The sequence below is a fragment of the Burkholderia contaminans genome, assembly GCF_029633825.1.
Classification (GTDB): domain Bacteria; phylum Pseudomonadota; class Gammaproteobacteria; order Burkholderiales; family Burkholderiaceae; genus Burkholderia; species Burkholderia contaminans.
In genome coordinates this window covers 2,809,337-2,829,937 of sequence record NZ_CP090641.1, presented here as the reverse complement: position 1 = coordinate 2,829,937, position 20,601 = coordinate 2,809,337, and the positions used below count along the sequence as shown (strand labels likewise).

18 protein-coding genes are annotated in these 20,601 nt (G+C 66.2%); 1 reads left to right on the top strand and 17 read right to left on the bottom strand.

Annotated features, from left to right (window positions below; all coding sequences use genetic code 11):
* Positions 1 to 88 precede the first annotated feature (88 nt).
* The 12 genes from LXE91_RS30395 to LXE91_RS30340 all read right to left on the bottom strand — a co-directional run bounded on the left by LXE91_RS30395 (position 89) and on the right by LXE91_RS30340 (position 13,508).
* The gene (locus tag LXE91_RS30395; protein ID WP_039358331.1) at positions 89 to 1,279 is read right to left on the bottom strand and encodes an O-succinylhomoserine sulfhydrylase; all 1,191 of its coding nucleotides are present in this window, start codon (positions 1,277 to 1,279) and stop codon (positions 89 to 91) included.
* A gap of 245 nt (positions 1,280 to 1,524) precedes the next feature.
* Positions 1,525 to 3,057, bottom strand: coding sequence for an amidophosphoribosyltransferase (gene purF / locus LXE91_RS30390; RefSeq protein WP_039358327.1), 1,533 nt, complete (start codon positions 3,055 to 3,057; stop codon positions 1,525 to 1,527).
* A 51-nt stretch (positions 3,058 to 3,108) separates the two neighbouring features.
* Entirely contained in the window at positions 3,109 to 3,603 is a 495-nt protein-coding gene (locus tag LXE91_RS30385) for a CvpA family protein (RefSeq protein WP_039358324.1), read from the bottom strand.
* A 6-nt stretch (positions 3,604 to 3,609) separates the two neighbouring features.
* Positions 3,610 to 4,449: an SPOR domain-containing protein gene (locus LXE91_RS30380; protein WP_039358321.1), complete on the bottom strand. Its 840-nt coding sequence runs from the start codon at positions 4,447 to 4,449 to the stop codon at positions 3,610 to 3,612.
* 29 nt (positions 4,450 to 4,478) lie between these two features.
* A complete protein-coding gene (gene folC, locus LXE91_RS30375) occupies positions 4,479 to 5,789 on the bottom strand; it encodes a bifunctional tetrahydrofolate synthase/dihydrofolate synthase (RefSeq protein WP_039358319.1) in 1,311 nt (436 codons plus the stop codon).
* Positions 5,790 to 5,889: 100 nt separating this feature from the next.
* The gene (accD, locus tag LXE91_RS30370) at positions 5,890 to 6,762 is read right to left on the bottom strand and encodes an acetyl-CoA carboxylase, carboxyltransferase subunit beta (protein WP_039358317.1); all 873 of its coding nucleotides are present in this window, start codon (positions 6,760 to 6,762) and stop codon (positions 5,890 to 5,892) included.
* Positions 6,763 to 6,826: 64 nt separating this feature from the next.
* Positions 6,827 to 7,642, bottom strand: coding sequence for a tryptophan synthase subunit alpha (trpA, locus tag LXE91_RS30365; protein ID WP_039358314.1), 816 nt, complete (start codon positions 7,640 to 7,642; stop codon positions 6,827 to 6,829).
* 41 nt (positions 7,643 to 7,683) lie between these two features.
* The gene (locus tag LXE91_RS30360; protein WP_039358312.1) at positions 7,684 to 8,535 is read right to left on the bottom strand and encodes a DNA-methyltransferase; all 852 of its coding nucleotides are present in this window, start codon (positions 8,533 to 8,535) and stop codon (positions 7,684 to 7,686) included.
* A 9-nt stretch (positions 8,536 to 8,544) separates the two neighbouring features.
* Positions 8,545 to 9,738 (bottom strand): tryptophan synthase subunit beta, encoded by a 1,194-nt coding sequence (trpB, locus tag LXE91_RS30355; RefSeq protein WP_039358309.1) that lies wholly within the window; start codon positions 9,736 to 9,738, stop codon positions 8,545 to 8,547.
* A 55-nt stretch (positions 9,739 to 9,793) separates the two neighbouring features.
* Positions 9,794 to 10,495 (bottom strand): phosphoribosylanthranilate isomerase, encoded by a 702-nt coding sequence (locus LXE91_RS30350; protein ID WP_039358305.1) that lies wholly within the window; start codon positions 10,493 to 10,495, stop codon positions 9,794 to 9,796.
* On the bottom strand, positions 10,492 to 11,304 hold the full coding sequence (truA, locus tag LXE91_RS30345; RefSeq protein ID WP_039358302.1) for a tRNA pseudouridine(38-40) synthase TruA: 813 nt from the start codon (positions 11,302 to 11,304) through the stop codon (positions 10,492 to 10,494). The genes LXE91_RS30350 and truA overlap by 4 nt, the downstream gene beginning before the upstream one ends.
* The gene (locus LXE91_RS30340; RefSeq protein ID WP_039358299.1) at positions 11,304 to 13,508 is read right to left on the bottom strand and encodes a FimV/HubP family polar landmark protein; all 2,205 of its coding nucleotides are present in this window, start codon (positions 13,506 to 13,508) and stop codon (positions 11,304 to 11,306) included. Before LXE91_RS30340 ends, truA begins: the two co-directional genes overlap by 1 nt.
* Before the next feature lie 851 nt (positions 13,509 to 14,359).
* Here LXE91_RS30340 and flgE point away from each other — a divergent pair.
* Positions 14,360 to 15,604: a flagellar hook protein FlgE gene (flgE, locus tag LXE91_RS30335; protein WP_039358297.1), complete on the top strand. Its 1,245-nt coding sequence runs from the start codon at positions 14,360 to 14,362 to the stop codon at positions 15,602 to 15,604.
* A 102-nt stretch (positions 15,605 to 15,706) separates the two neighbouring features.
* On the opposite strand, the gene asd is transcribed toward flgE, so the two are convergent.
* From asd to leuC, 5 genes are all read right to left on the bottom strand, one after another.
* Positions 15,707 to 16,828, bottom strand: coding sequence for an aspartate-semialdehyde dehydrogenase (gene asd, locus LXE91_RS30330; protein WP_027791140.1), 1,122 nt, complete (start codon positions 16,826 to 16,828; stop codon positions 15,707 to 15,709).
* 299 nt (positions 16,829 to 17,127) lie between these two features.
* Complete coding sequence (leuB, locus tag LXE91_RS30325) at positions 17,128 to 18,195, bottom strand: 3-isopropylmalate dehydrogenase (RefSeq protein WP_039358295.1); 1,068 nt, start codon at positions 18,193 to 18,195, stop codon at positions 17,128 to 17,130.
* Between the two features lie 79 nt (positions 18,196 to 18,274).
* Complete coding sequence (leuD, locus tag LXE91_RS30320; RefSeq protein ID WP_039358292.1) at positions 18,275 to 18,925, bottom strand: 3-isopropylmalate dehydratase small subunit; 651 nt, start codon at positions 18,923 to 18,925, stop codon at positions 18,275 to 18,277.
* Positions 18,926 to 18,992: 67 nt separating this feature from the next.
* Positions 18,993 to 19,139, bottom strand: coding sequence for an entericidin A/B family lipoprotein (locus LXE91_RS30315; protein ID WP_039358289.1), 147 nt, complete (start codon positions 19,137 to 19,139; stop codon positions 18,993 to 18,995).
* Positions 19,140 to 19,142: 3 nt separating this feature from the next.
* Positions 19,143 to 20,552 (bottom strand): 3-isopropylmalate dehydratase large subunit, encoded by a 1,410-nt coding sequence (gene leuC / locus LXE91_RS30310; protein WP_039358286.1) that lies wholly within the window; start codon positions 20,550 to 20,552, stop codon positions 19,143 to 19,145.
* Positions 20,553 to 20,601: the final 49 nt, after the last annotated feature.

Below are 20,601 nucleotides of genomic sequence, written 5' to 3'. Positions count from 1 at the left end.
CGCGCGTTCATCGCCAGCCTGAAAAGAAAAACGGGCCGCTCTGTCGAGCGGCCCGTCGTCATGTCGACCTTGAAAACGGTCGCCGCGCTCAGCCTTCGAGGCCGCGCGCGAGATCCTTGCGCAGGTCGCCCGCGTCTTCGAGGCCGACCGACAACCGGATCAGCCCTTCGCTGATCCCTGCTGCCGCGCGCGCTTCGGGCGTGATGCGGGCGTGCGTGGTCGTCGCCGGATGGGTAATGGTCGACCGCGTGTCGCCGAGGTTGCCGGTGATCGAGATCAGCTTCGTGTTGTCGATCACGCGCCATGCATTCGCGCGCTGCTGCTCGGGCGTGTCGCCCTTCAGCTCGAACGACAGGATCGACCCGCCCGCCTTCTGCTGACGCTTCGCGAGTTCGTGCTGCGGGTGCGACTCGAGGCCCGGGTGAAACACGCGCGCGACGGCCGGATGCGAATCGAGCCAGCGCGCGATCTCCAGCGCGTTTGCCGACTGCTTCTCGACGCGCAGCGACAGCGTCTCCATCCCCTTCAGCAGCACCCACGCGTTGAACGCCGACAGCGTCGGGCCCGCGCTGCGCACGAACGGGAACACCTTGCCCATGATGAATTCCTTCGAGCCGACCAGTGCGCCGCCGAGCACGCGGCCCTGGCCGTCGAGGAATTTCGTCGCCGAGTGCATCACGACATCCGCGCCGAGCTTGAGCGGCTGCTGCAGCACCGGGCTGCAGAAACAGTTGTCGACGACGAACAGCGCGTTCGATGCCTTCGCGATCTTGCCGATCGCCTCGATGTCGGCGAGTTCGGTCAGCGGATTCGACGGCGTCTCGAGGAAGAACATCTTCGTTTCCGGGCGCACGGCTTCCTTCCATGCGTTCAGGTCGGTCGGGTCGACGAAGGTCGTCGTGATCCCGAACTTGCTGAAGATCTGCGAGAACATCCCGAGCGTCGAGCCGAACAGGCTGCGCGAGCTGACGAGGTGGTCGCCGGCTTGCAGCGCGGCCATCACGACCGACATGATCGCGGCCATGCCCGACGCCGTCGCGATGCAGGCTTCGCCGCCCTCGAGCGCCGCGAGACGCTCCTGGAACATGGTGACGGTCGGGTTCGTGAAGCGCGAATAGGTGAAGTAGTCTTCCGAATTCGCGAAGCGCTCGGCCGCATCGGCCGCGCTCTGGAAGCAGAAGCTCGACGTGAGGAACAGCGCTTCCGAGTGCTCGTTGAAGTCGCTGCGCAGCGTGCCCGCGCGCACGGCAAGCGTGTCGAAGTTGAGGGAGTCGTCCATGTTCCGTTTTCCGTATTCGATGGCCGCGCGCATGGCGCGAACCCAGTCAAAACCAGGCCAAAACAAAAAGCCCGCTATGCGTCGGCATCAGCGGGCTTCGGTGCGGTACGACAGCGATCGACTCGGGCCGGTTGCCACCGGCCTTCGCTTTAGCTGTTTTGGGAAGTCGCCCCGCGTCCGCAAGCTGATATCAAATCGACGCAAGGCCACATCCTATCACGCTTCGTCAAAAGCGTGCGCCGGTGTCACTCGACCGACAGCTGCAGGTTCATCTGCGAGCGTTCGGTGTCGCCCGCCGTGTCGCGATCGGCCTGCGATGCCGGTGCGAGACGTGCACGCTCGATCGCATCGAGGTACTCGGGCGTCACGGCGCCGGTGATGTAGTTGCCGTCGAAGCACGACGCCTCGAAGCGTTCGAGCTTCGGGTTGATGTCGCGCACCGCGCGGCGCAGATCGTCGACGTCCTGATAGATCAGGTGGTCGGCGCCGATGATCTTCGCGACTTCTTCGTCGGTGCGACCATGCGCGACGAGCTCGCCGCGCGTCGGCATGTCGATGCCGTACACGTTCGGGAACTTCACGGGCGGCGCAGCCGACGCGAAGATCACCGACTTCGCGCCCGCATCGCGCGCCATCTGCACGATTTCATGCGAGGTCGTGCCGCGCACGATCGAATCGTCGACGATCAGCACGTTCTTGTCCTTGAACTCGATGCTCATCGCATTGAGCTTCTGGCGCACCGACTTCTTGCGCACGGCCTGGCCCGGCATGATGAAGGTACGGCCGACGTAGCGGTTCTTGAAGAAGCCTTCGCGATACTCGACGCCGAGCTTCGCGGCGACCTGCATTGCGGCCGGGCGCGACGAATCGGGAATCGGCATCACGACGTCGATCGGCACGTTCGGCAGCTCGCGCTTGATCTTCTCGGCAAGATAGTCGCCCATGCGCAGGCGCACGTTGTAGACCGGCACGCCGTCGAGGCATGAATCCGGACGGGCCAGATACACGTATTCGAACATGCACGGATTCAGCGTCGGGTTCTCCGCGCACTGCTGGCTGTGGAAATTGCCGGCCTTGTCGATGAAGATCGCTTCGCCCGGCTCCAGGTCACGCACGAATTCGAAACCGATGCCTTCGACCGCCACCGACTCCGACGCGACCATCCACTCGGTGCCGTGCTCGGTCTCGAGCTTGCCGATGCACAGCGGGCGAATGCCGAACGGATCGCGGAACGCGAGCAGGCCGTAGCCGGCGATCAGCGACACGATCGCGTACGAGCCCTGCAGCCGGCGATGCACGCCCGAGACGGCCTTGAACACCGATGCCGGATCGAGCTCGAGGCCCGTGGTCGACAGTTGCAGCTCGTGTGCGAACACGTTGAGCAGCACTTCGCTGTCGGAATTGGTGTTGATGTGCCGGCGGTCGATCCGGAACATCTCGTCCTTCAGTTGCTGCCAGTTCGTCAGGTTGCCGTTGTGCGCGAGGATGATCCCGAACGGCGCGTTCACGTAGAACGGCTGCGCCTCGGCTTCGCTCGACGCCGAGCCGGCGGTCGGGTAGCGCACCTGGCCGATGCCGTAGGTGCCGGGCAGGCTGCGCATGTTGCGCGTGCGGAACACGTCGCGCACCATGCCGTTCGCCTTGTACATGTGGAAATTGCTGCCGTCCGCCGTCGCGATGCCCGCCGCGTCCTGACCGCGATGCTGCAGCAGCAACAGGCTGTCATAGATCAGCTGGTTGACGGGGGATTGGGAGATAACGCCTACGATGCCGCACATGGCATGTCCTTCAGAATGACAAAATCGGTTCCGTCCTGCCCGGCCGCGTCGTCACACGCGTACGTACTGGGCCATGCCGTCGGGCAGGAGCTGCTTCAGCTCGTGCACGCCCTGTTCGGCAAAAGGACGCAATAGCGCATTGCGCCAGAAATCCTGTTTGGGCAGTTCGGTCAGCCCGGCCGCCGCGACCAGCAGCACCACCAGCACGCAGCCGCGGACGAGCCCGAACATCATGCCCAGCGAGCGGTCAACGCCGCCCAGGCCACTCGCCTGCGCGATCCGCGACAGCAGCGCGTTCGCCACGCCGGCGACCAGCACCACGCCGATCACGACCAGCGCGAAAGCGATTACCCACTGCGTCAGCGCACCGCCCGGCCAGTTCGCCGGAATATACGGCACGACCAGTCCGACGTAGCGGCCCGCGATCACGATCGCCGCGATCCAGCCGATCAGCCCGAAAATCTCGGACACGAAGCCGCGCCACGCGCCACGCAGCGCAGACAACGCGATCACCGCCAATACAGCGTAGTCGAAAGCCGTCAGCATCGCGCGTTACTGCGTCAGACCGGCTTCGCGCACCTTCGCGATCGCGGCGGAAGCCGCCGCACGATCCGCGAACGGGCCTGCACGCAACAGTGTAGCCGTGCTGCCGTCTGCCTGCTTGCGATGCTCGACATATGCGGGCACGCCCGCCGATTTCAACTTGGTGGCCCACGAACGGGCTGTCGCGTCGTCCTTGAACGACCCGAGCTGCACCGCGAAACGCGCACCGGCCGGCGACGACGGCGACGAAGCATCGCTGGTGTCCGGGCTGGCGGCGTCGGTATTCGCGACGGCCGCGGGCGCAGGCTTCGGCGCAGCCGGTTTCGCCACGGGGGCAGCCGGTTTCGGCGCGGGCTTCGGCGGCGTCACACCTGCCGTGGTCGTGGTATCGGGCTTCGCGGCCGGCTTGTCGGCCTGCTTCGGTGCGGGCGCCGGTGCGGCCGCAACGGCCACATCGGATGCCGGCGGTTCGTCGTGCGCGACGCCTGCCTGTACGTCGGAGGCGTCATCGTCACGCGATGCGACCGCCTGGTGCGCGGGCCGGTTCGGAATGTCGATTGCGATGTCGTCCGTGACCGGCTTCGGGTGCGAGTCGAGCACCATCGGCAGCACGATCACGGCGGCGACGACGAGCGCGATCGCGCCGACGAGGCGACGGCGCGCGCGTTGCTTTTCTGGAAGGGTCGGATCGAGGAGCAGTGCGTCCGATTCCGGACGCTCGGTGCGGCGCGAGCGTCGCTCGACGCGTTCAGTGGTGCGCTCCGTGCGCACGTTCCGGGAGGTCCCGGTGCGACCGCCGCGCCGCGGGGGCGCGTCGTCGTCTTTTTTGCCGAACGAGAAAATTCCCATGAATGGCTGAGTCCGAAACTGCCCGTCAGTCAGTGTTGCTGCGATTTACGGTAGGCCAGCACGCCGGCAACCGTATGGAAACTGCCGAAAACCACGATTCTATCATTCTCGGATGCTCTTTTTAGTGCATCGCGAAACGCTTCGGCAGGCGACGTGTAACGCGTGACGCTCGAATCGGGCCCCTCCTCCACGCCGGCCTTGCGCAGCGCGGCTTCGAGCTGCTCCGCGGAGGCCGCGCGCGGCAGCGGCAGGTCGGTCACGCACCAGTGGTCGATCTCGCCCTTCAGGTGCTGCAGCACGCCGTCGATGTCCTTGTCGTGCATCGCGCCGAATACCGCGTACGTGTACGGGAAGAAGCCCATGTTGCCGAGGTTCTGCTCGAGCACGGCCGACGCATGCGGGTTGTGCGCGACGTCGAGCACGATCGCCGGCTTGCCGGGCAGCACCTGGAAGCGCCCCGGCAGCTCGACGTTCGCGAGGCCGAGCCGGATGTCCTGCGCGGACACCGGCAGCACCGGGCGCAGCGCCTCGAGCGCGGCGAGCGCGGCCGATGCATTGATCAGCTGATTCGCCCCGCGCAGCGCCGGATACGCAAGCGCCGGATAGCGCTTCTCGCGGCCGAGGTAGCTCCACTGCTGGCGCTCCGCGCCTGCCTGCGCCTCGTAACGGAAATCGCGGCCGACCAGCCACAGGTCGGCGCCGATCGCTTCGGCGTGGTCGATCAGCGTTTGCGGTGCGGCAGGATCGCCGCAGATCGCCGGCTTGCCCGAGCGGAAGATCCCGGCCTTCTCGAACGCGATCTTCTCGCGCGTGTCGCCGAGGTATTCGGTGTGGTCGATGTCGATGCTCGTGACGATCGCGCAATCGGTATCGATGATGTTCACCGCATCGAGCCGGCCGCCGAGGCCGACTTCGAGGATCACCGCGTCGAGCCCGCGCGACGCGAACAGGTGCAGGATCGCGAGCGTCGTGAATTCGAAGTACGTGAGCGACACCGGCTCGGCCAACGACGTGCGCGCGGCTTCGACGGCCTCGAAGTGCGGCAGCAGCTCGTCATCGGTGACGTTCTGCCCGTTCACGCGCGCGCGCTCGTTGAATTCGAGCAGGTGCGGCGACGTGTGGCAGCCGACCTTGTAGCCGGCGCGCACGAGGATCGTCTCGAGGAACGCGCAGGTCGAGCCCTTGCCGTTCGTGCCGCCGACGGTGATGACGGGGCACGCGAATTCGAGCTGCAACGCCGCCTTGACCTGCCCGATGCGGGTCAGGCCCATGTCGATGCCGACCGGGTGCGCGCGTTCGAGATGCGAAAGCCACGCGTCGAGAGTGGGAAAAGTGCTCATCGGTTCAAATCTAGATCGGTGCCGCCACTACGCCAAAAAACGAAGCGCGCCGCCTGACGCTGAAGCCAGGCGACGCGCAGTGTTCACAACCTCGCGCCCGTCAGGCCAGCGCGTCGGCCGGTTGCCGCTGCAGCAGCGCGAGTAGCTGCGCGATCTCGTCGCGCATCTTGCGACGGTCGACGATCATGTCGATCGCACCCGTCTTCAGCAGGAATTCGGCGCGCTGGAAGCCTTCCGGCAGCTTCTCGCGAACCGTCTGCTCGATCACGCGCGGGCCGGCGAAGCCGATCAGCGCCTTCGGTTCGGCGATCACGACGTCACCGAGGAAGGCGAAGCTCGCCGACACGCCACCCATCGTCGGGTCGGTCAGCACCGAGATGAACGGCAGCTTCGCTTCGGCCAGCTTGGTCAGCATCGCGGTGGTTTTCGCCATCTGCATCAGCGACAGCAGGCTTTCCTGCATCCGGGCACCGCCCGAAGCGGTAAAGCAGATGAACGGCACCTGCTGTTCCAGCGCGTTCTGCGCGCCGCGGACGAAGCGCTCGCCCACCACCGAGCCCATCGAGCCGCCCATGAACGAGAACTCGAAGCAGGCTGCGACCACCGGCAGCGTGTGGATCGCACCGCCCATCACGACCATCGCGTCGGTTTCGCCCGTATCGTCCATCGCTTCCTTCAGACGATCGGGGTACTTGCGGCTGTCCTTGAACTTCAGCGTGTCGACCGGCACGATTTCCTGGCCGATCTCGTAGCGGCCTTCCGGATCGAGCAGCCCGTCGAGGCGCTCGCGCGCACCGATGCGCATGTGGTGGTCGCACTTCGGGCACACGTGCAGGTTCGCGTCCACGTCGTTGCGGTACAGCACGGCCTCGCAGGACGGGCACTTGACCCACAGGCCTTCCGGAATGCCCTTGCGGCTTTTCGGGTCGGTCTGCTTGATCTTCGGCGGCAACAGTTTGTCGAGCCAGCTCATCGTATGGTTTCCTGTTCCGTGGCGGGGCGGGCCAACCGGCCCGTTCCCGCTTCCTGTGTTGTGTTTATCGCGCCGTCTTGCCCGCGCCGTCCAGGGCGGCACGCAGCTCGGCGATGAAAGTCTTCAGCGCGGCCGCGGCGCCTTCCGGCGCAGCGGTTTCGAGCAACTGCACGAGGCGGCTGCCGATCACGACGGCGTCCGACACCTCGGCCACCGCGCGCGCCGTTTCGGCGTCGCGGATACCGAAGCCGACGCCCACCGGAACCGGCACGCGCGACTTGATGGCCGGGATTTTACCCGCAATGCTCGAAACATCCAGATTTCCTGCGCCGGTCACGCCCTTGAGCGACACGTAATACACGTAGCCGCTCGCGATCTTGCCGACGTCGGCGATGCGTTCGTCGGTCGACGTGGGCGCGAGCAGGAAGATCGGATCGATCTGCGCAGCGCGCATTTTCTCGGCGAACACGCCCGCCTCTTCCGGCGGATAGTCGACCACCAGCACGCCGTCCACCCCGGCCGCCTGTGCTTCGGCCGCGAACGTGTCGACGCCCATCCGCTCGATCGGGTTCGCATAGCCCATCAGCACGACGGGAGTTTTGGGGTCGGTTTCGCGAAAGCGCTTCACGTCGGCGAGCACGCTCTTGAGCGTGACGCCGCGTGCGAGCGCGCGTTCCGACGAGCGCTGGATCACGGGGCCGTCGGCCATCGGGTCCGAGAACGGCACGCCGAGTTCGATCACGTCTGCGCCGCCTTCGGCGAGCGCGTGCATGAATTCGACGGTTTTCGCGGGGTCGGGATCGCCGGCCGTGATGAACGGGATCAGGCCCTTACGGCCTTGTTCGGCGAGCGCGGCGAAGGTCTGCTGAATACGGGACATGGCAATTTTCCTAAATGCATTCGGCGATGCGGCGGCGCGATTCACGCGCACGCCGGCGCGGCGAGCGCGTTCACGCGCTCGTGCGCGATCGCACAATAGCTTTCGTTGATCTCGTAGCCGACGAAGTCGCGCCCCTGCCGTGCGCAGGCCACCGCGGTCGTGCCGCTGCCCATGAACGGATCGAGCACGCGGCCGCCCGGCGGGCAGCTTGCGAGCACCATCCGCTCGATGATTTCCAGCGGCTTCTGGGTCGGATGATCGACGCGCTCCGCGTGCTGCCGGTGCAGGCGCGAGACCGACCAGACGTCCTTCGGGTTGTAGCCCATCTCCAGCCACTTGCTGCCTTCGAACAGCTTGCGCGAGCGGGCCTTCTTCGTATCGGCGTCGTACGGGATGCGGACCGGATCGAGATCGAAGTAATACGACTTGGAAACCGCGAAAAAGCCGATGTTGTCGTGCACCGACGTGAAACGGCGCGTCGTGCCGCCCATGCTCGGCACGCGCCGGTCCCAAATGATCTCGTTGACCATCGTGAGTTGCGTCTTCAGGAAACTGAAGATTTCCGGCGCGTACTGCCACGTGCAGAAGATGTACATCGACCCGCTCGGCTTCAGCTTCGGAATCGCGAGCTCGAGCCACCCGCGCGTCCACGCGAGAAAGTCGTCGCCCGAACGCTTGTCCGAGTCGTTGCCGTAGTCCTTGCCGAGCCCGTACGGCGGATCGGCGACGATCAGGTCGATCGACGCGTCCGGCAGGTGCGCGGCATGGGTCAGGAAATCGCGGTTATGCAGTTCGATACCGGACGGCAGAGCGCGCGGCTCGGCAGCGGCAGGCTGAACCGCCCCCGCCTCGCTCGCGGCGCCGCCGCCCGGTTCTTCGATCAGGTCACGCATCGGTCGGGGTCAGAGCTCGATGCCCGATCGCTCGGCGACCGTGTGCATGTCCTTGTCGCCGCGGCCCGACAGGTTGACGAGCAGGATCTTGTCCTTCGGCAACGTCGGCGCGAGCTTCACGCCATACGCGATCGCGTGGCTCGACTCGAGCGCGGGAATGATCCCCTCGATCCGGCAACAGTCGTGGAACGCCTTCAGCGCTTCCTCGTCGGTGATGCCGACGTACTGCGCACGGCCGCTGTCCTTCAGCCACGCGTGCTCGGGGCCGACGCCCGGATAGTCGAGGCCCGCCGACACCGAGTGCGTCTCGATGATCTGGCCGTTGTCGTCCTGCAGCAGGTAGGTCCGGTTGCCGTGCAGCACGCCCGGGCTGCCCGCGATCAGCGACGCCGCGTGATGGCCCGTGTCGATGCCGTCGCCGGCTGCTTCGACGCCGATCAGCTGCACCGAGGTGTCGTCGATGTACGGATAGAAGATGCCCATCGCGTTCGAACCGCCGCCCACGCAGGCGATCACGGCGTCAGGCTGCCGGCCTGCGAGCTCGGGCATCTGCACCTTGCACTCGTCGCCGATCACGCGCTGGAAGTCGCGCACCATCATCGGGTACGGGTGCGGGCCCGCGACCGTGCCGATGATGTAGAACGTGCTCTCGATGTTCGTGACCCAGTCGCGCATCGCTTCGTTCAGCGCGTCCTTCAGCGTGCGCGAACCCGATTCGACCGGCACGACCGTCGCGCCGAGCAGCTTCATCCGGTAGACGTTCGCAGCCTGGCGGCGCACGTCTTCCGAACCCATGTAGACGACGCATTCCATCCCGAAGCGCGCGCAGATCGTCGCAGTCGCGACGCCGTGCTGGCCGGCGCCCGTCTCGGCGATCACGCGCTTCTTGCCCATGCGCTTCGCGAGCAGCGCCTGGCCGATCACGTTGTTGATCTTGTGCGCGCCGGTGTGGTTCAGGTCTTCGCGCTTCAGGTAGATCTGCGCGCCGCCGAGCGTCTCGCTCCAGCGTTGTGCGTGATAGATCGGCGACGGGCGGCCGACGAAATGCTTCAGTTCGCGCTCGAATTCGGCGACGAAATCGGGATCGTTCTGGAATTTTTCATATGCCGCGCGCAGTTCGTCCAGCGCGTGAATCAGCGTCTCGGCGACGAACGTGCCGCCATACGGGCCGAAATGGCCGCGATCATCAGGAAGGTTGTACATGGTGTCTCTCTCGATCGGTCGGCGCGCCCCGCTTGTCGGGCCGCACCGGCTTGCATCACCCGGCGTCCGCTTCGCGCACCGCGCGTACGAACGCCGCCATCCGGGCGTGATCCTTCACGCCCTTCGCGCCCTCCACTTCGATGCCACTCGAGACATCGACAGCAAACGGGCGCAACTGGCGGATCGCATCACCGACGTTTTGCGCGCTCAAGCCACCACTCAAAACGGCCCGATGCGCGAGCTCTGCGGGAATAAGAGACCAATCGAAGACCTTGCCGCTACCACCGTAATCCGGCACCAGGGTGTCGAACAGGAGGCCGCGCGCTTTCGAATAATGAAGACCCGATTCTACCAAATCGGCCGATTGCGTCGAGGGGCCCACGCGCACCGCGCGCAGCCACGGCAGGCGCGCCGCGCGGCCGAGCGCATCGCACTGCTCGGGCGTCTCGTCGCCATGGAACTGCAGCAGCGTGAGCGGCACGTCGCGCACCACGGCCTCGATCTCGGCTTCGGTCGCGTTCACGAACAGCCCGACCACCGACACGAACGGCGGCGCGAGGCGTGCAAGCTCCGCCGCCTGCGCGATCGACACCGCGCGCGGGCTCTTCGGATAGAACACGAGGCCGATCGCATCGGCGCCGAGCGCCGCCGCGTGCAGCACGTCCTCGGGACGCGACAACCCGCACAGCTTGATGCGGGTGCGCGGCGGCAGGCCGGCCGAGGCGGGATTCGGGGGAGACACGGCGTGATCCGTCATGATTGCGGGTCCAGATCGGCCCAGACGCTGCTCCACGGCACACTGCCGAGCTGCGCGGGCGGTACGGCGAATTCCGCCGGGTAGCCGACGTGGGCGAGGTACAGCCCGTCGGCCATGAACGTGGGCGCCGCAAGCTTGCGGTCGCGCCCGGCCAGCACGTCAGCGAGCCAGTCGGCCGGATAACGGCCGCGACCGACCGCGACGAGGCAGCCCATCAGGTTGCGCACCATGTGGTGCAGGAACGCGTTCGCGCGGAACCGGAAATGGATGAAATGGCCCACGCGCCGCACGTCGATCTGATACAGGTGTTTGACCGGCGTCTTCGACTGGCATTCCGACGACCGGAACGACGAGAAGTCATGCTCGCCGATCAGGTGCGCGGCGGCGGCGCGCATCGCGTCGTCGTCGAGCGGCGTATGGATCCAGCCCGCGCGCCCCGCCAGCATCGGCGAGCGCACGGGATGCACGTACAGCGTGTAGTAATAGGTGCGCTCGAACGCCGAGAAACGCGCGTGGAACGTGTCCGGCATCGGCTTCGCCCATTGCACCGCGACGGTCGGCGGCAGGAACGCATTGGTGCCGCGCACCCACGAGAAAACCTCGCGATCGAGGTCGGTATCGAAGTGCACGACCTGCCCGAGCCCGTGCACGCCCGTGTCGGTCCGACCGGCCACCGTCGTATGCAGCGGCACGCGCGCGAACTCGGCCAGTGCGTGCTCGAGCCGATCCTGCACGGTCTTGCCGTGGGGCTGCGCCTGCCAGCCGCAGAACGCCGCGCCGTCGTACTGGATGCCGAGCGCGATCCGCATCACGCCTCGTCCGCCAGTTTCGCGAGCAGCGCGCGCGCATCGTCGCGCGTCGCGGCGTCGTTCGCGTCGACCACTTCCTGCAGCAGCGTCCGCGCACCGGACAGGTCGCCCAGTTCGACGTACTCGGACGCGAGGTCGAGCTTGTTGCGCGCGATGCGGGCGAGTTCCTCCGGCGTCAGCGCCGGCAACGCAGCACCCGGCGCGGACGGCAGGTCGAGATCGAAATCGAGCTTCAGCGCGCCGAACTGCGCGCCGCCGAGCGGCGGCAGCGACGACGTCGCGAACGGGCTGCCCGCCTGGCTCGCCGGCGTCGCCGCGTCCGGATCCCAATCGAACTCGTCGTCCTGGTCGGCCGGATGTTCCGGGGCCGGATCGATCGAGCCAACCGGGAGGCGGTGGGCGACTTGACCGTTAGTTGCGATTTTATCGGTGTCGGACTGCCCTGCTTGCGCAGCCGGCTCGTCCGCCGTCAGCGACGGCTCGTCCGGCGTGCGCGGCGGCAACGGCATGTCGAGGCTGCTGAGCGCGCTGATCGCGTTCTGCATCAGCGCCGCGTGCTGCGCTTCGGTGGCCGCGGGTGCGGCCGGCGTCTCCGTCGGCATCGCTACCCGTGGCTCCGCCGACATCTCGATCGGCGTCACCGACGACGTTTCGGCCGGCTTTTCGGCGTGCGTGTCGGCGTGCGCTTCGGCCGCGACCTTTTCGACCGGCTCGGCATCGCGCGAAATCGGAGCCGCCTCGCTCACGGGCGGTACTGCGGCGTGTGCGATCGGCAACTCAGGCTGCTCGACATGCGCCGCCGTCACTTCCGGTGCCGGCGATACATCCGTAGCCGGCATCTCGACCGGTTCCGCCGCTGCGGCAGTCGCCACGGCAAGGTTCAAGTCGGAAGCGGCATCGCGCGCAACCGGCATCTCGGGCCGGATCGGCAGTTCCGGTTCGACGGACGGCGCGGCTTCGGCTTGCGCAGTGGCAGCCGCAATACCCCCTGCAGCCGCAGCGGTAGCCGCCGTGTCCGTACCCGCATCGTCCGTGCGTCGGCTCTTCCTGCGCTTGCGCCACGCGAAACCTGCCGCGAGGACGATCACGGCCGCACCGGCCACCGCGGCCGGACGCCAGTCGATCTGCTCGTGACTGCGTGCAGGCGCCACCACCGGCGCGGCCGGTTGCGCGGGCGCCGATACCGATGCCGATGCCGGCTGCACTGCGCTGGCAGCAACGCCGGATGCCGCTTCGCCTGTCGTCGGCGCAGTTGCGGACGCGCCCGCATCGTTCGCGGCCGGACGCGGCGCGACAGGTGCCGGCGCCGGAGCCGGCGTGACCTCGTTCGTCGTGGCCGGCTTGCCGATCCCGTGCTTCTGCAGTTCCATCAGCACGCGATTCTTCAGCGCCAGCAGTTGCTGCAGGCTCGACGGCCGCGGCTGCGACGCACTCGTGGCAGGTGTCGCGCCGGCCGGTTCGTTCATGCCGGGAACCTGGCTGCCCGACGCAGGCGGGATCACGGCACCGCTCGCGGACGACGGCACCGACTGGATCGCGCCGCTCCACACATGCGGACCGCTTGCACCGGCAACGGGTGCCGCCGGCTGCATGCTTTCGACAGCCGATGCGCCGTGGGCAGCCGAAGCACCGACCGATGCCGCCGCGCCGGCGGCCGTCGTCGCTGCGCTCGCACCGCTGACCGGCGCCGCATGCGCGGGCGGCGCCACCGGCGCGGATTGCACGGTCGACCCCGGATGCGGCGCGGACGCACCATGCTGCGCGACTGCCGTGCCGCCCGATGCGGCAGCGGGTGCGGACGCGGCCACTGCACCGGACGCCGCGGACGCTGCGGATGCAGCGGCCGGCACGACTGCCGCGCCGGTCGCATCGAGCGCCGGCACGGTCAACGTCGCGCCGACTTTCAGGCGGCTCGCGTCGTGCTTCATGAACGCCTGCGGATTGGCGTCGAACAGCGCGCGACCGGCGCGCGCGAGCACCCCGGGATCGCGTGACTGCGTGGCCGCCTTCGCGATGTCGTTCAGCGACTGGCCCGGCTGGACCGTCACGGTAAGCGGCACTGCGCCGTCGGCAGCGGACGCCGGCAGTTCGCCGGTGCCGGCCGCCCAGGCCGATGCGGTTGCGCCGAGCGCCAGGATCGCCAGCGCGCCACGCACGGCGCGCGACAGACGGGACTGACGCGGAAACAAGGAAATTCGGGACATCGTTGGCTCTATCGCCGCGCGCGGGCGCGGCTCGGATTCGCGGTTGAAAGCATCAATAAAGTTGCCGCAGAAATGCAAAAGCGTCGCGTGGAACGCGACGCTTTCGGCGGGTCTGTGCGTCGTAACCGCATAGTTTACTTCACGTGATCAGGTTCGGGCCGAATTCATCGCCGGCGGGTGCAACCGATTGCGTTCGCGCGTCGGGGCATCCCGCGGTCGAGCCGCGGTGGGTGTCCGGCTGCGCACGCTGCGACCCACGCCCGCGATCGACCGGGCACGCACCTGTATCGGATGAAAAACCGACCGGCCGCATCGCCTGCCGAACGCATCCCACGTGCCCTTGCTCACTCGACGATGCGGCTCGCACAACCCGGGGGTTCGACACAGAACCACGGCCGGGATATCAGGTGCGTTTCCTCAATAATTCGCGCCGCCTGCCGTTATTGGATTAACAAGCGCCAATCAAAATAAATCCATTCGGCCATCACCCCATTCAAATGAATTTCAATTGATCGATAAGAGGCCAATTCTCCCCTCTGATCGTCGAATTGCGCATCCCCTCCGTCAAGCCCCCGCCCCATAAGGCTTTCCAGCCTCACCCCCGCCTCATTACTCATACGAAATCGATCATTTCGACAGCAATTCAATTAAATTACACAAGATTACACAGATCGAATAATTGCCGTCGCTAGGATCGTCTTCAAACAAGAATCGGCGCAGTTCGACCATCGCGCTCGCACCCGCCGTAAAAGCGGGAACGCGGTCGGGCTGGCTGACGCCGTGAGGTGCCAGGGAGGCATCCCGCAGTCGCACGACTGCATTTACTCACCAGCTCGTTACGGGGATCGAACATGGGCTATCAACAGGGTTTGAGCGGGTTGGCCGGCGCGGCGAACCATCTCGACGTGATCGGCAACAACATCGCGAACGCAAACACGGTTGGCTTCAAGCAGGGTCGCGCGAACTTCGCCGACATGTACGCAAATTCGGTCGCGACGTCGACCAACACGCAGATCGGCATCGGCACGCGGCTCACGTCGGTGCAGCAACAATTCGGCCAGGGGACGATCAACACGACGAAGTCGTCACTCGACATCGCGATCAACGGCAATGGTTTCTTCCAGATGTCGAACAACGGCGTGACGACGTACTCGCGTGACGGTGTATTCCACCGCGACAAGAACGGCGCCATCGTCGACGCGCAGAACCGCAACCTGATGGGCTATGCGGCCGGCCCGGGCGGCGCCATCAACACCGCGGCGACCGTGCCGCTGCAAGCGCCGACCACCAACATCGCGCCGCAGGCGACGACGAAGATCACCGGCCAGTTCAACCTGAACTCGCAGGACAAGGCGCCGGCCAAGACGCCGTTCAACGCGGGCGACAACACTACGTACAACTACAATTCGTCGATCCAGGTGTACGACACGCTCGGCGGTGCGCAACAGGTCTCGATGTATTTCACGAAGAACGCGGCCGGCACCTGGCAGGCCTATGCGGGCGTGCAGGGCCAGACGCCGACGAATCTCGGCACCGTCACGTTCGACGCATCGGGCCGGATCAGCTCGACGACGTCGGCCGCAACCGGCCAGCCGACGCCGAGCCTCGGGCAGTTCTCGTTCTCGATCCCCAACGCGTCGGGCGCCGCCAATCCGCAGAACCTGACGCTCGACCTGACCGGCACGACGCAGTTCGGCGGGAAAAGCGGCGTGAACAACCTTGCGCAGGACGGCTTCGCGAGCGGCACGCTGACGACGTTCTCGATCGGCGCCGACGGCAAGCTCACCGGCAATTACTCGAACGGCCAAAGCGCGTTGCTCGGCCTGATCGCGCTCGCGAACTTCAACAACCCGAACGGGCTCGTGAACATCGGCGGCAACCAGTATGTGGAAACCGCCGCGTCGGGCGTGCCGCAGATCTCCGCGCCGGGCAGCACGAACCACGGCACGCTGCAGGGGAGCGCGCTGGAAAACTCGAACGTCGACCTGACGACCGAGCTCGTGAACCTGATCAAGGCGCAGCGCGATTACCAGGCGAACGCGCAGACGATCAAGACGCAGCAGGCCGTCGACCAGACGCTCCTGAACATGCGCTGACCCGCACATGAAAAACGCGCCGCGCCAGCCTTGATATCCAAGGCCGACGCGGCGCGCAATCTCGTGCACCGCGGCCCGCATCTCGCGGGCCGGTCATGCAGCTTACTTGTCGAGCAGGATGCGCAACATGCGGCGCAGCGGCTCGGCCGCGCCCCACAGCAGCTGGTCGCCGACCGTGAATGCCGACAGGTATTCACCGCCCATCGCGAGCTTGCGCAGGCGGCCGACCGGCACCGTCAGCGTGCCCGTGACGTTCGCCGGCGACAGGTCGCGCATCGACGCTTCACGCTCGTTCGGTACGACCTTCACCCAGTCGTTCGCCGATGCGAGGATGCCGTTGATCTCGTCGAGCGGCACGTCCTTGTTCAGCTTGATCGTCAGCGCCTGCGAGTGGCAGCGCATTGCGCCGATCCGCACGCACAGGCCGTCGACCGGGATCGAACCCGGCTCGCCCATGGCCGGCTTGCCGAGGATCTTGTTGGTTTCCGCGCCGCCCTTCCACTCTTCCTTCGACATCCCGTTGCCGAGATCCTTGTCGATCCACGGGATCAGCGAACCGGCGAGCGGCACGCCGAAGTTGCTCGTCGGCATCGCATCGCTGTTCATCGCGGCCAGCACGCGGCGGTCGATGTCGAGGATCGCGGAAGCCGGATCGGCGAGCTGCTCCTTCACCGCGCCGTTCAGCGTGCCCATCTGCGACAGCAGCTCGCGCATGTTCTGCGCGCCCGCGCCCGATGCGGCCTGGTAGGTCATCGCCGTCATCCAGTCGACGAGGTTCTCGCGGAACAGGCCGCCGAGCGCCATCAGCATCAGGCTGACCGTGCAGTTGCCGCCGATGAAGTTCTTCGTGCCCTTGACGAGCGCGTCCTTGATCACGTCGAGGTTGACCGGATCGAGGATGATGACCGCGTCGTCCTTCATCCGCAGCGACGATGCCGCATCGATCCAGTAGCCGTTCCAGCCGGCCGCGCGCAGCTTCGGGAACACGTCGTTCGTGTAATCGCCGCCCTGGCACGTGATGATCACGTCGCACTTCTTCAGCTCGTCGACGTTGGTCGCGTCCTTGAGCGTAGTCTCGTTTTTCGCGAACGACGGCGCTTTGCCGCCCGTGTTGCTGGTGCTGAAAAACACCGGTTCGATCAGGTCGAAATCGCCCTCTTCCTGCATGCGCTGCATCAGGACGCTGCCGACCATGCCGCGCCAACCTACGAGACCTACGTTCATGACTAACCCTTTGATGGAGCTTCCCCGCCATTTCCGTCCCCGATGTGACCGCGCGGGGAAATAGGCGGGCACGACGGACGATCAGCGTTTAATGATCGTTTTCGTGGTAATGGTTTTCGTGATGACGATGGCGCGCGCACCCACACGGGCTGTGTTGCCGTGGAGTTTCAAGACCGGGGAGATCAGGGAAAGATGCGCCATCGTTCGAGTCTACACAAAGCCGGTGGCCCGCACAACGGCCAACCGCATGCGAACCGGCCGATTTCGCGGCCTGTTCGCACCCTTTCTAAATGATTGCGTTACAGCGCCGCGACCACCGCGTCGCCCATCGCCGTCGTGCCCACCTGCCGGCAGCCCGGCGTCGCGATGTCGCCCGTGCGGTAGCCCTGTTCGAGCACCGTTTTCACCGCGCGCTCGATGCGATCGGCCTGCTCCGCGCGATTCAGCGAGTAGCGCAGCATCATCGCGGCCGACAGGATCGTCGCCAGCGGGTTCGCGATGCCCTTGCCCGCGATGTCCGGCGCCGAACCGTGCGACGGTTCGTACAGGCCCTTGTTGTTCTTGTCGAGCGACGCCGACGGCAGCATGCCGATCGAGCCCGTCAGCATCGACGCTTCATCCGACAGGATGTCGCCGAACATGTTGCCCGTGACGATCACGTCGAACTGCTTCGGCGCCTTCGCGAGCTGCATCGCCGCGTTGTCGACGTACATGTGCGACAGCTCGACGTCCGCGTATTCCTTCGACACGTCGATCATGATGTCGCGCCAGAACTGCGACGTCTCGAGCACGTTCGCCTTGTCGACCGACAGCAGCTTCTTCGCGCGCTTGCGGGCCGCCTGGAACGCGACGTGCGCGATGCGGCGCACTTCCGGTTCCGAATAGCGCATCGTGTCGAAGCCTTCGCGCTCGCCGGCAAACAGGCCGTCCGGTGCAGCGCGCACGCCGCGCGGCTGGCCGAAGTAGATGTCGCCGTTCAGTTCGCGCACGATCAGGATGTCGAGGCCCGCGACCAGCTCGGGCTTCAGCGGCGACGCATCGACGAGCTGCGGATAGCAGATTGCCGGGCGGAAGTTCGCGAACAGCTCGAGGTGCTTGCGCAGCCCGAGGATCGCCTGCTCGGGGCGCAGCGCGCGCTCGAGCGAGTCGTACTTCCAGTCGCCCACGGCGCCGAACAGGATCGCATCGGCTTCCTTCGCGAGCTTCAGCGTCGCGTCGGGCAGCGGATGGCCGCTCGCCTCGTAGCCCGCGCCGCCGACCGGCGCCTGTTCGAGTTCGAACTTCTCGTCGAGTGCGTTCAGCACCTTCACGGCTTCATTGACGATTTCCGGACCGATGCCGTCGCCGGGCAGCACTGCAATCTTCATGCGAAATTCCTGACTGGGTAGGTTTTTTTGGAGGCAGGCCGGCGAACGCGCCGCCGGCGCGCCCGCCCGAAAGGCGATCTCAGCCGACCAGCTTGGTGTTGAGCCACGGCTGCTTCACGAGGCGCTCGGCTTCGAACTGGCGGATCTTGTCCGCGTGGCGCAGCGTGAGGCCGATGTCGTCGAAGCCGTTCAGCAGGCAGTACTTGCGGAACGCGGCGATCTCGAACGGATACTCGCGGCCGTCGCCCGTGCGCACGACTTGCGCGTCGAGGTCGACCGTCACCTCGAAGCCGTTGAACGCGACCGTCTCGTTGAACAGGTGATCGACCTGCTGCTCGGTCAGCACGATCGGCAGCAGGCCGTTCTTGTAGCAGTTGTTGAAGAAAATGTCAGCGAAGCTCGGCGCGATGATCGCGCGGAAGCCGTACTGCTGCAGCGCCCACGGTGCGTGCTCGCGCGAGCTGCCGCAGCCGAAGTTCTTGCGCGCGAGCAGCACGGATGCACCCTGGTAGCGCGGCTGGTTCAGCACGAAATCGGGATTCAGCGGACGCTTCGAGTTGTCCTGGCCCGGCTCGCCATGATCGAGATAACGCCATTCGTCGAACGCGTTCGGACCGAAGCCCGTGCGCTTGATCGACTTCAGGAACTGCTTCGGGATGATCGCGTCGGTGTCGACGTTCTCGCGATCGAGCGGCGCCACGACGCCGGTATGCACAGTGAATTTTTCCATGATCCGTCTATCCGGTTGAAGGGCCGGCGTCCAGCCGGCGCCCATCGCAAATTCTCGGTCGGCGGCGTCAGTCCGCGGCGCGCTGAAGCGCGTTGCCGGCGGCGTTGACGTCCTGGCCGAAGCCTCGGACGGTATTGCAGCCCGCGAGGCCGAAAACCAGCCCCGCCAGCGCCAGCGCGGCAACCCGCCGCGCAATGACTTTCGATGCCGTCATGCGTTACCCCAGCTGGCGAATGTCGACGAAGTGACCTTCGATCGCCGCGGCCGCCGCCATCGCGGGGCTCACGAGGTGCGTGCGACCGCCCGCGCCCTGACGGCCTTCGAAGTTGCGGTTCGACGTCGACGCGCAGCGCTCGCCCGGCTCCAGCCGGTCGGCGTTCATCGCGAGGCACATCGAGCAGCCCGGCTCACGCCATTCGAAGCCCGCATCGGTGAACACCTTGTCGAGCCCTTCGCGCTCGGCCTGCGCCTTCACGAGGCCCGAGCCCGGCACGACCATCGCGAGCCGCACGTTCGACGCGACACGACGGTTCAGCTTCTTCACGACATAGGCGGCCGCGCGGATGTCTTCGATACGTGCATTCGTGCACGAGCCGATGAAGATCTTGTCGACCTTGATCGATTCGATCGGCGTGTTCGGCTCGAGCGCCATGTACGCCAGCGCGCGCTCCATCGCGTCGCGCTTGACCGGATCCTTCTCGCGCTCGGGATCGGGCACGCGGCCGTCGATCGACGTGACCATTTCCGGCGACGTGCCCCACGTGACCTGCGGGACGATCTCGGCGGCGTTCAGTTCGACCACGCGGTCGAACTGCGCGCCGTCGTCCGACTTGAACTGGCGCCAGTATTCGACGGCCTGATCCCATTCCGCGCCGGTCGGCACGAACGGGCGGCCCTTCAGGTAGTCGATCGTCGTGTCGTCCACCGCAACCATGCCTGCGCGCGCGCCGGCCTCGATCGCCATGTTGCAGACGGTCATGCGGCCTTCCATCGTCAGCGCGCGAATGGTCGAGCCGCCGAATTCGATCGCGTAGCCCGTGCCGCCGGCCGTGCCGATCTTGCCGATGATCGCGAGCACGATGTCCTTCGCGGTACAACCGCGCGGCAGCGTGCCCTCGACCTTCACGAGCATGTTCTTGCTCTTCTTCTGCAGCAGGGTTTGCGTGGCGAGCACGTGCTCGACTTCCGACGTGCCGATGCCGTGCGCGAGCGCACCGAATGCGCCGTGCGTCGACGTATGCGAATCGCCGCACACGATCGTCATGCCCGGCAGCGTCGCGCCCTGCTCCGGCCCGATGATGTGGACGATGCCCTGGCGCACGTCGTTCATCTTGAACTGCGTGATGCCGAACGCATCGCAGTTCGCGTCGAGCGTGTCGACCTGCAGCTTCGAGACGGGATCGGCGATGCCGTGGCTGCGATCGGTGGTCGGCACGTTGTGGTCCGACACGGCCAGGTTCGCGCTGATGCGCCACACCGGACGCTGCGCCATCTTCAGCCCTTCGAACGCCTGCGGGCTCGTGACTTCATGCAGCAGCTGACGGTCGATGTAGAGCAGAGTCGTGCCGTCTTCCTCGGTGTGGACCACGTGGGTGTTCCACAATTTGTCGTAGAGAGTCTGTGCCATGGGTATGCGGGGTCGTTGTGACTACAAGCCTTGCGGATGTGGTCGATTA

Coding starts and splice junctions, on each gene's coding strand:
- LXE91_RS30395 (WP_039358331.1), bottom strand. CDS start 1,279: ATGGACGACTCCCTCAACTTCGACACGCTTGCCGTGCGCGCGGGCACG.
- purF (WP_039358327.1), bottom strand. CDS start 3,057: ATGTGCGGCATCGTAGGCGTTATCTCCCAATCCCCCGTCAACCAGCTG.
- LXE91_RS30385 (WP_039358324.1), bottom strand. CDS start 3,603: ATGCTGACGGCTTTCGACTACGCTGTATTGGCGGTGATCGCGTTGTCT.
- LXE91_RS30380 (WP_039358321.1), bottom strand. CDS start 4,449: ATGGGAATTTTCTCGTTCGGCAAAAAAGACGACGACGCGCCCCCGCGG.
- folC (WP_039358319.1), bottom strand. CDS start 5,789: ATGAGCACTTTTCCCACTCTCGACGCGTGGCTTTCGCATCTCGAACGC.
- accD (WP_039358317.1), bottom strand. CDS start 6,762: ATGAGCTGGCTCGACAAACTGTTGCCGCCGAAGATCAAGCAGACCGAC.
- trpA (WP_039358314.1), bottom strand. CDS start 7,642: ATGTCCCGTATTCAGCAGACCTTCGCCGCGCTCGCCGAACAAGGCCGT.
- LXE91_RS30360 (WP_039358312.1), bottom strand. CDS start 8,535: ATGCGTGACCTGATCGAAGAACCGGGCGGCGGCGCCGCGAGCGAGGCG.
- trpB (WP_039358309.1), bottom strand. CDS start 9,738: ATGTACAACCTTCCTGATGATCGCGGCCATTTCGGCCCGTATGGCGGC.
- LXE91_RS30350 (WP_039358305.1), bottom strand. CDS start 10,495: ATGACGGATCACGCCGTGTCTCCCCCGAATCCCGCCTCGGCCGGCCTG.
- truA (WP_039358302.1), bottom strand. CDS start 11,304: ATGCGGATCGCGCTCGGCATCCAGTACGACGGCGCGGCGTTCTGCGGC.
- LXE91_RS30340 (WP_039358299.1), bottom strand. CDS start 13,508: ATGTCCCGAATTTCCTTGTTTCCGCGTCAGTCCCGTCTGTCGCGCGCC.
- flgE (WP_039358297.1), top strand. CDS start 14,360: ATGGGCTATCAACAGGGTTTGAGCGGGTTGGCCGGCGCGGCGAACCAT.
- asd (WP_027791140.1), bottom strand. CDS start 16,828: ATGAACGTAGGTCTCGTAGGTTGGCGCGGCATGGTCGGCAGCGTCCTG.
- leuB (WP_039358295.1), bottom strand. CDS start 18,195: ATGAAGATTGCAGTGCTGCCCGGCGACGGCATCGGTCCGGAAATCGTC.
- leuD (WP_039358292.1), bottom strand. CDS start 18,925: ATGGAAAAATTCACTGTGCATACCGGCGTCGTGGCGCCGCTCGATCGC.
- LXE91_RS30315 (WP_039358289.1), bottom strand. CDS start 19,139: ATGACGGCATCGAAAGTCATTGCGCGGCGGGTTGCCGCGCTGGCGCTG.
- leuC (WP_039358286.1), bottom strand. CDS start 20,552: ATGGCACAGACTCTCTACGACAAATTGTGGAACACCCACGTGGTCCAC.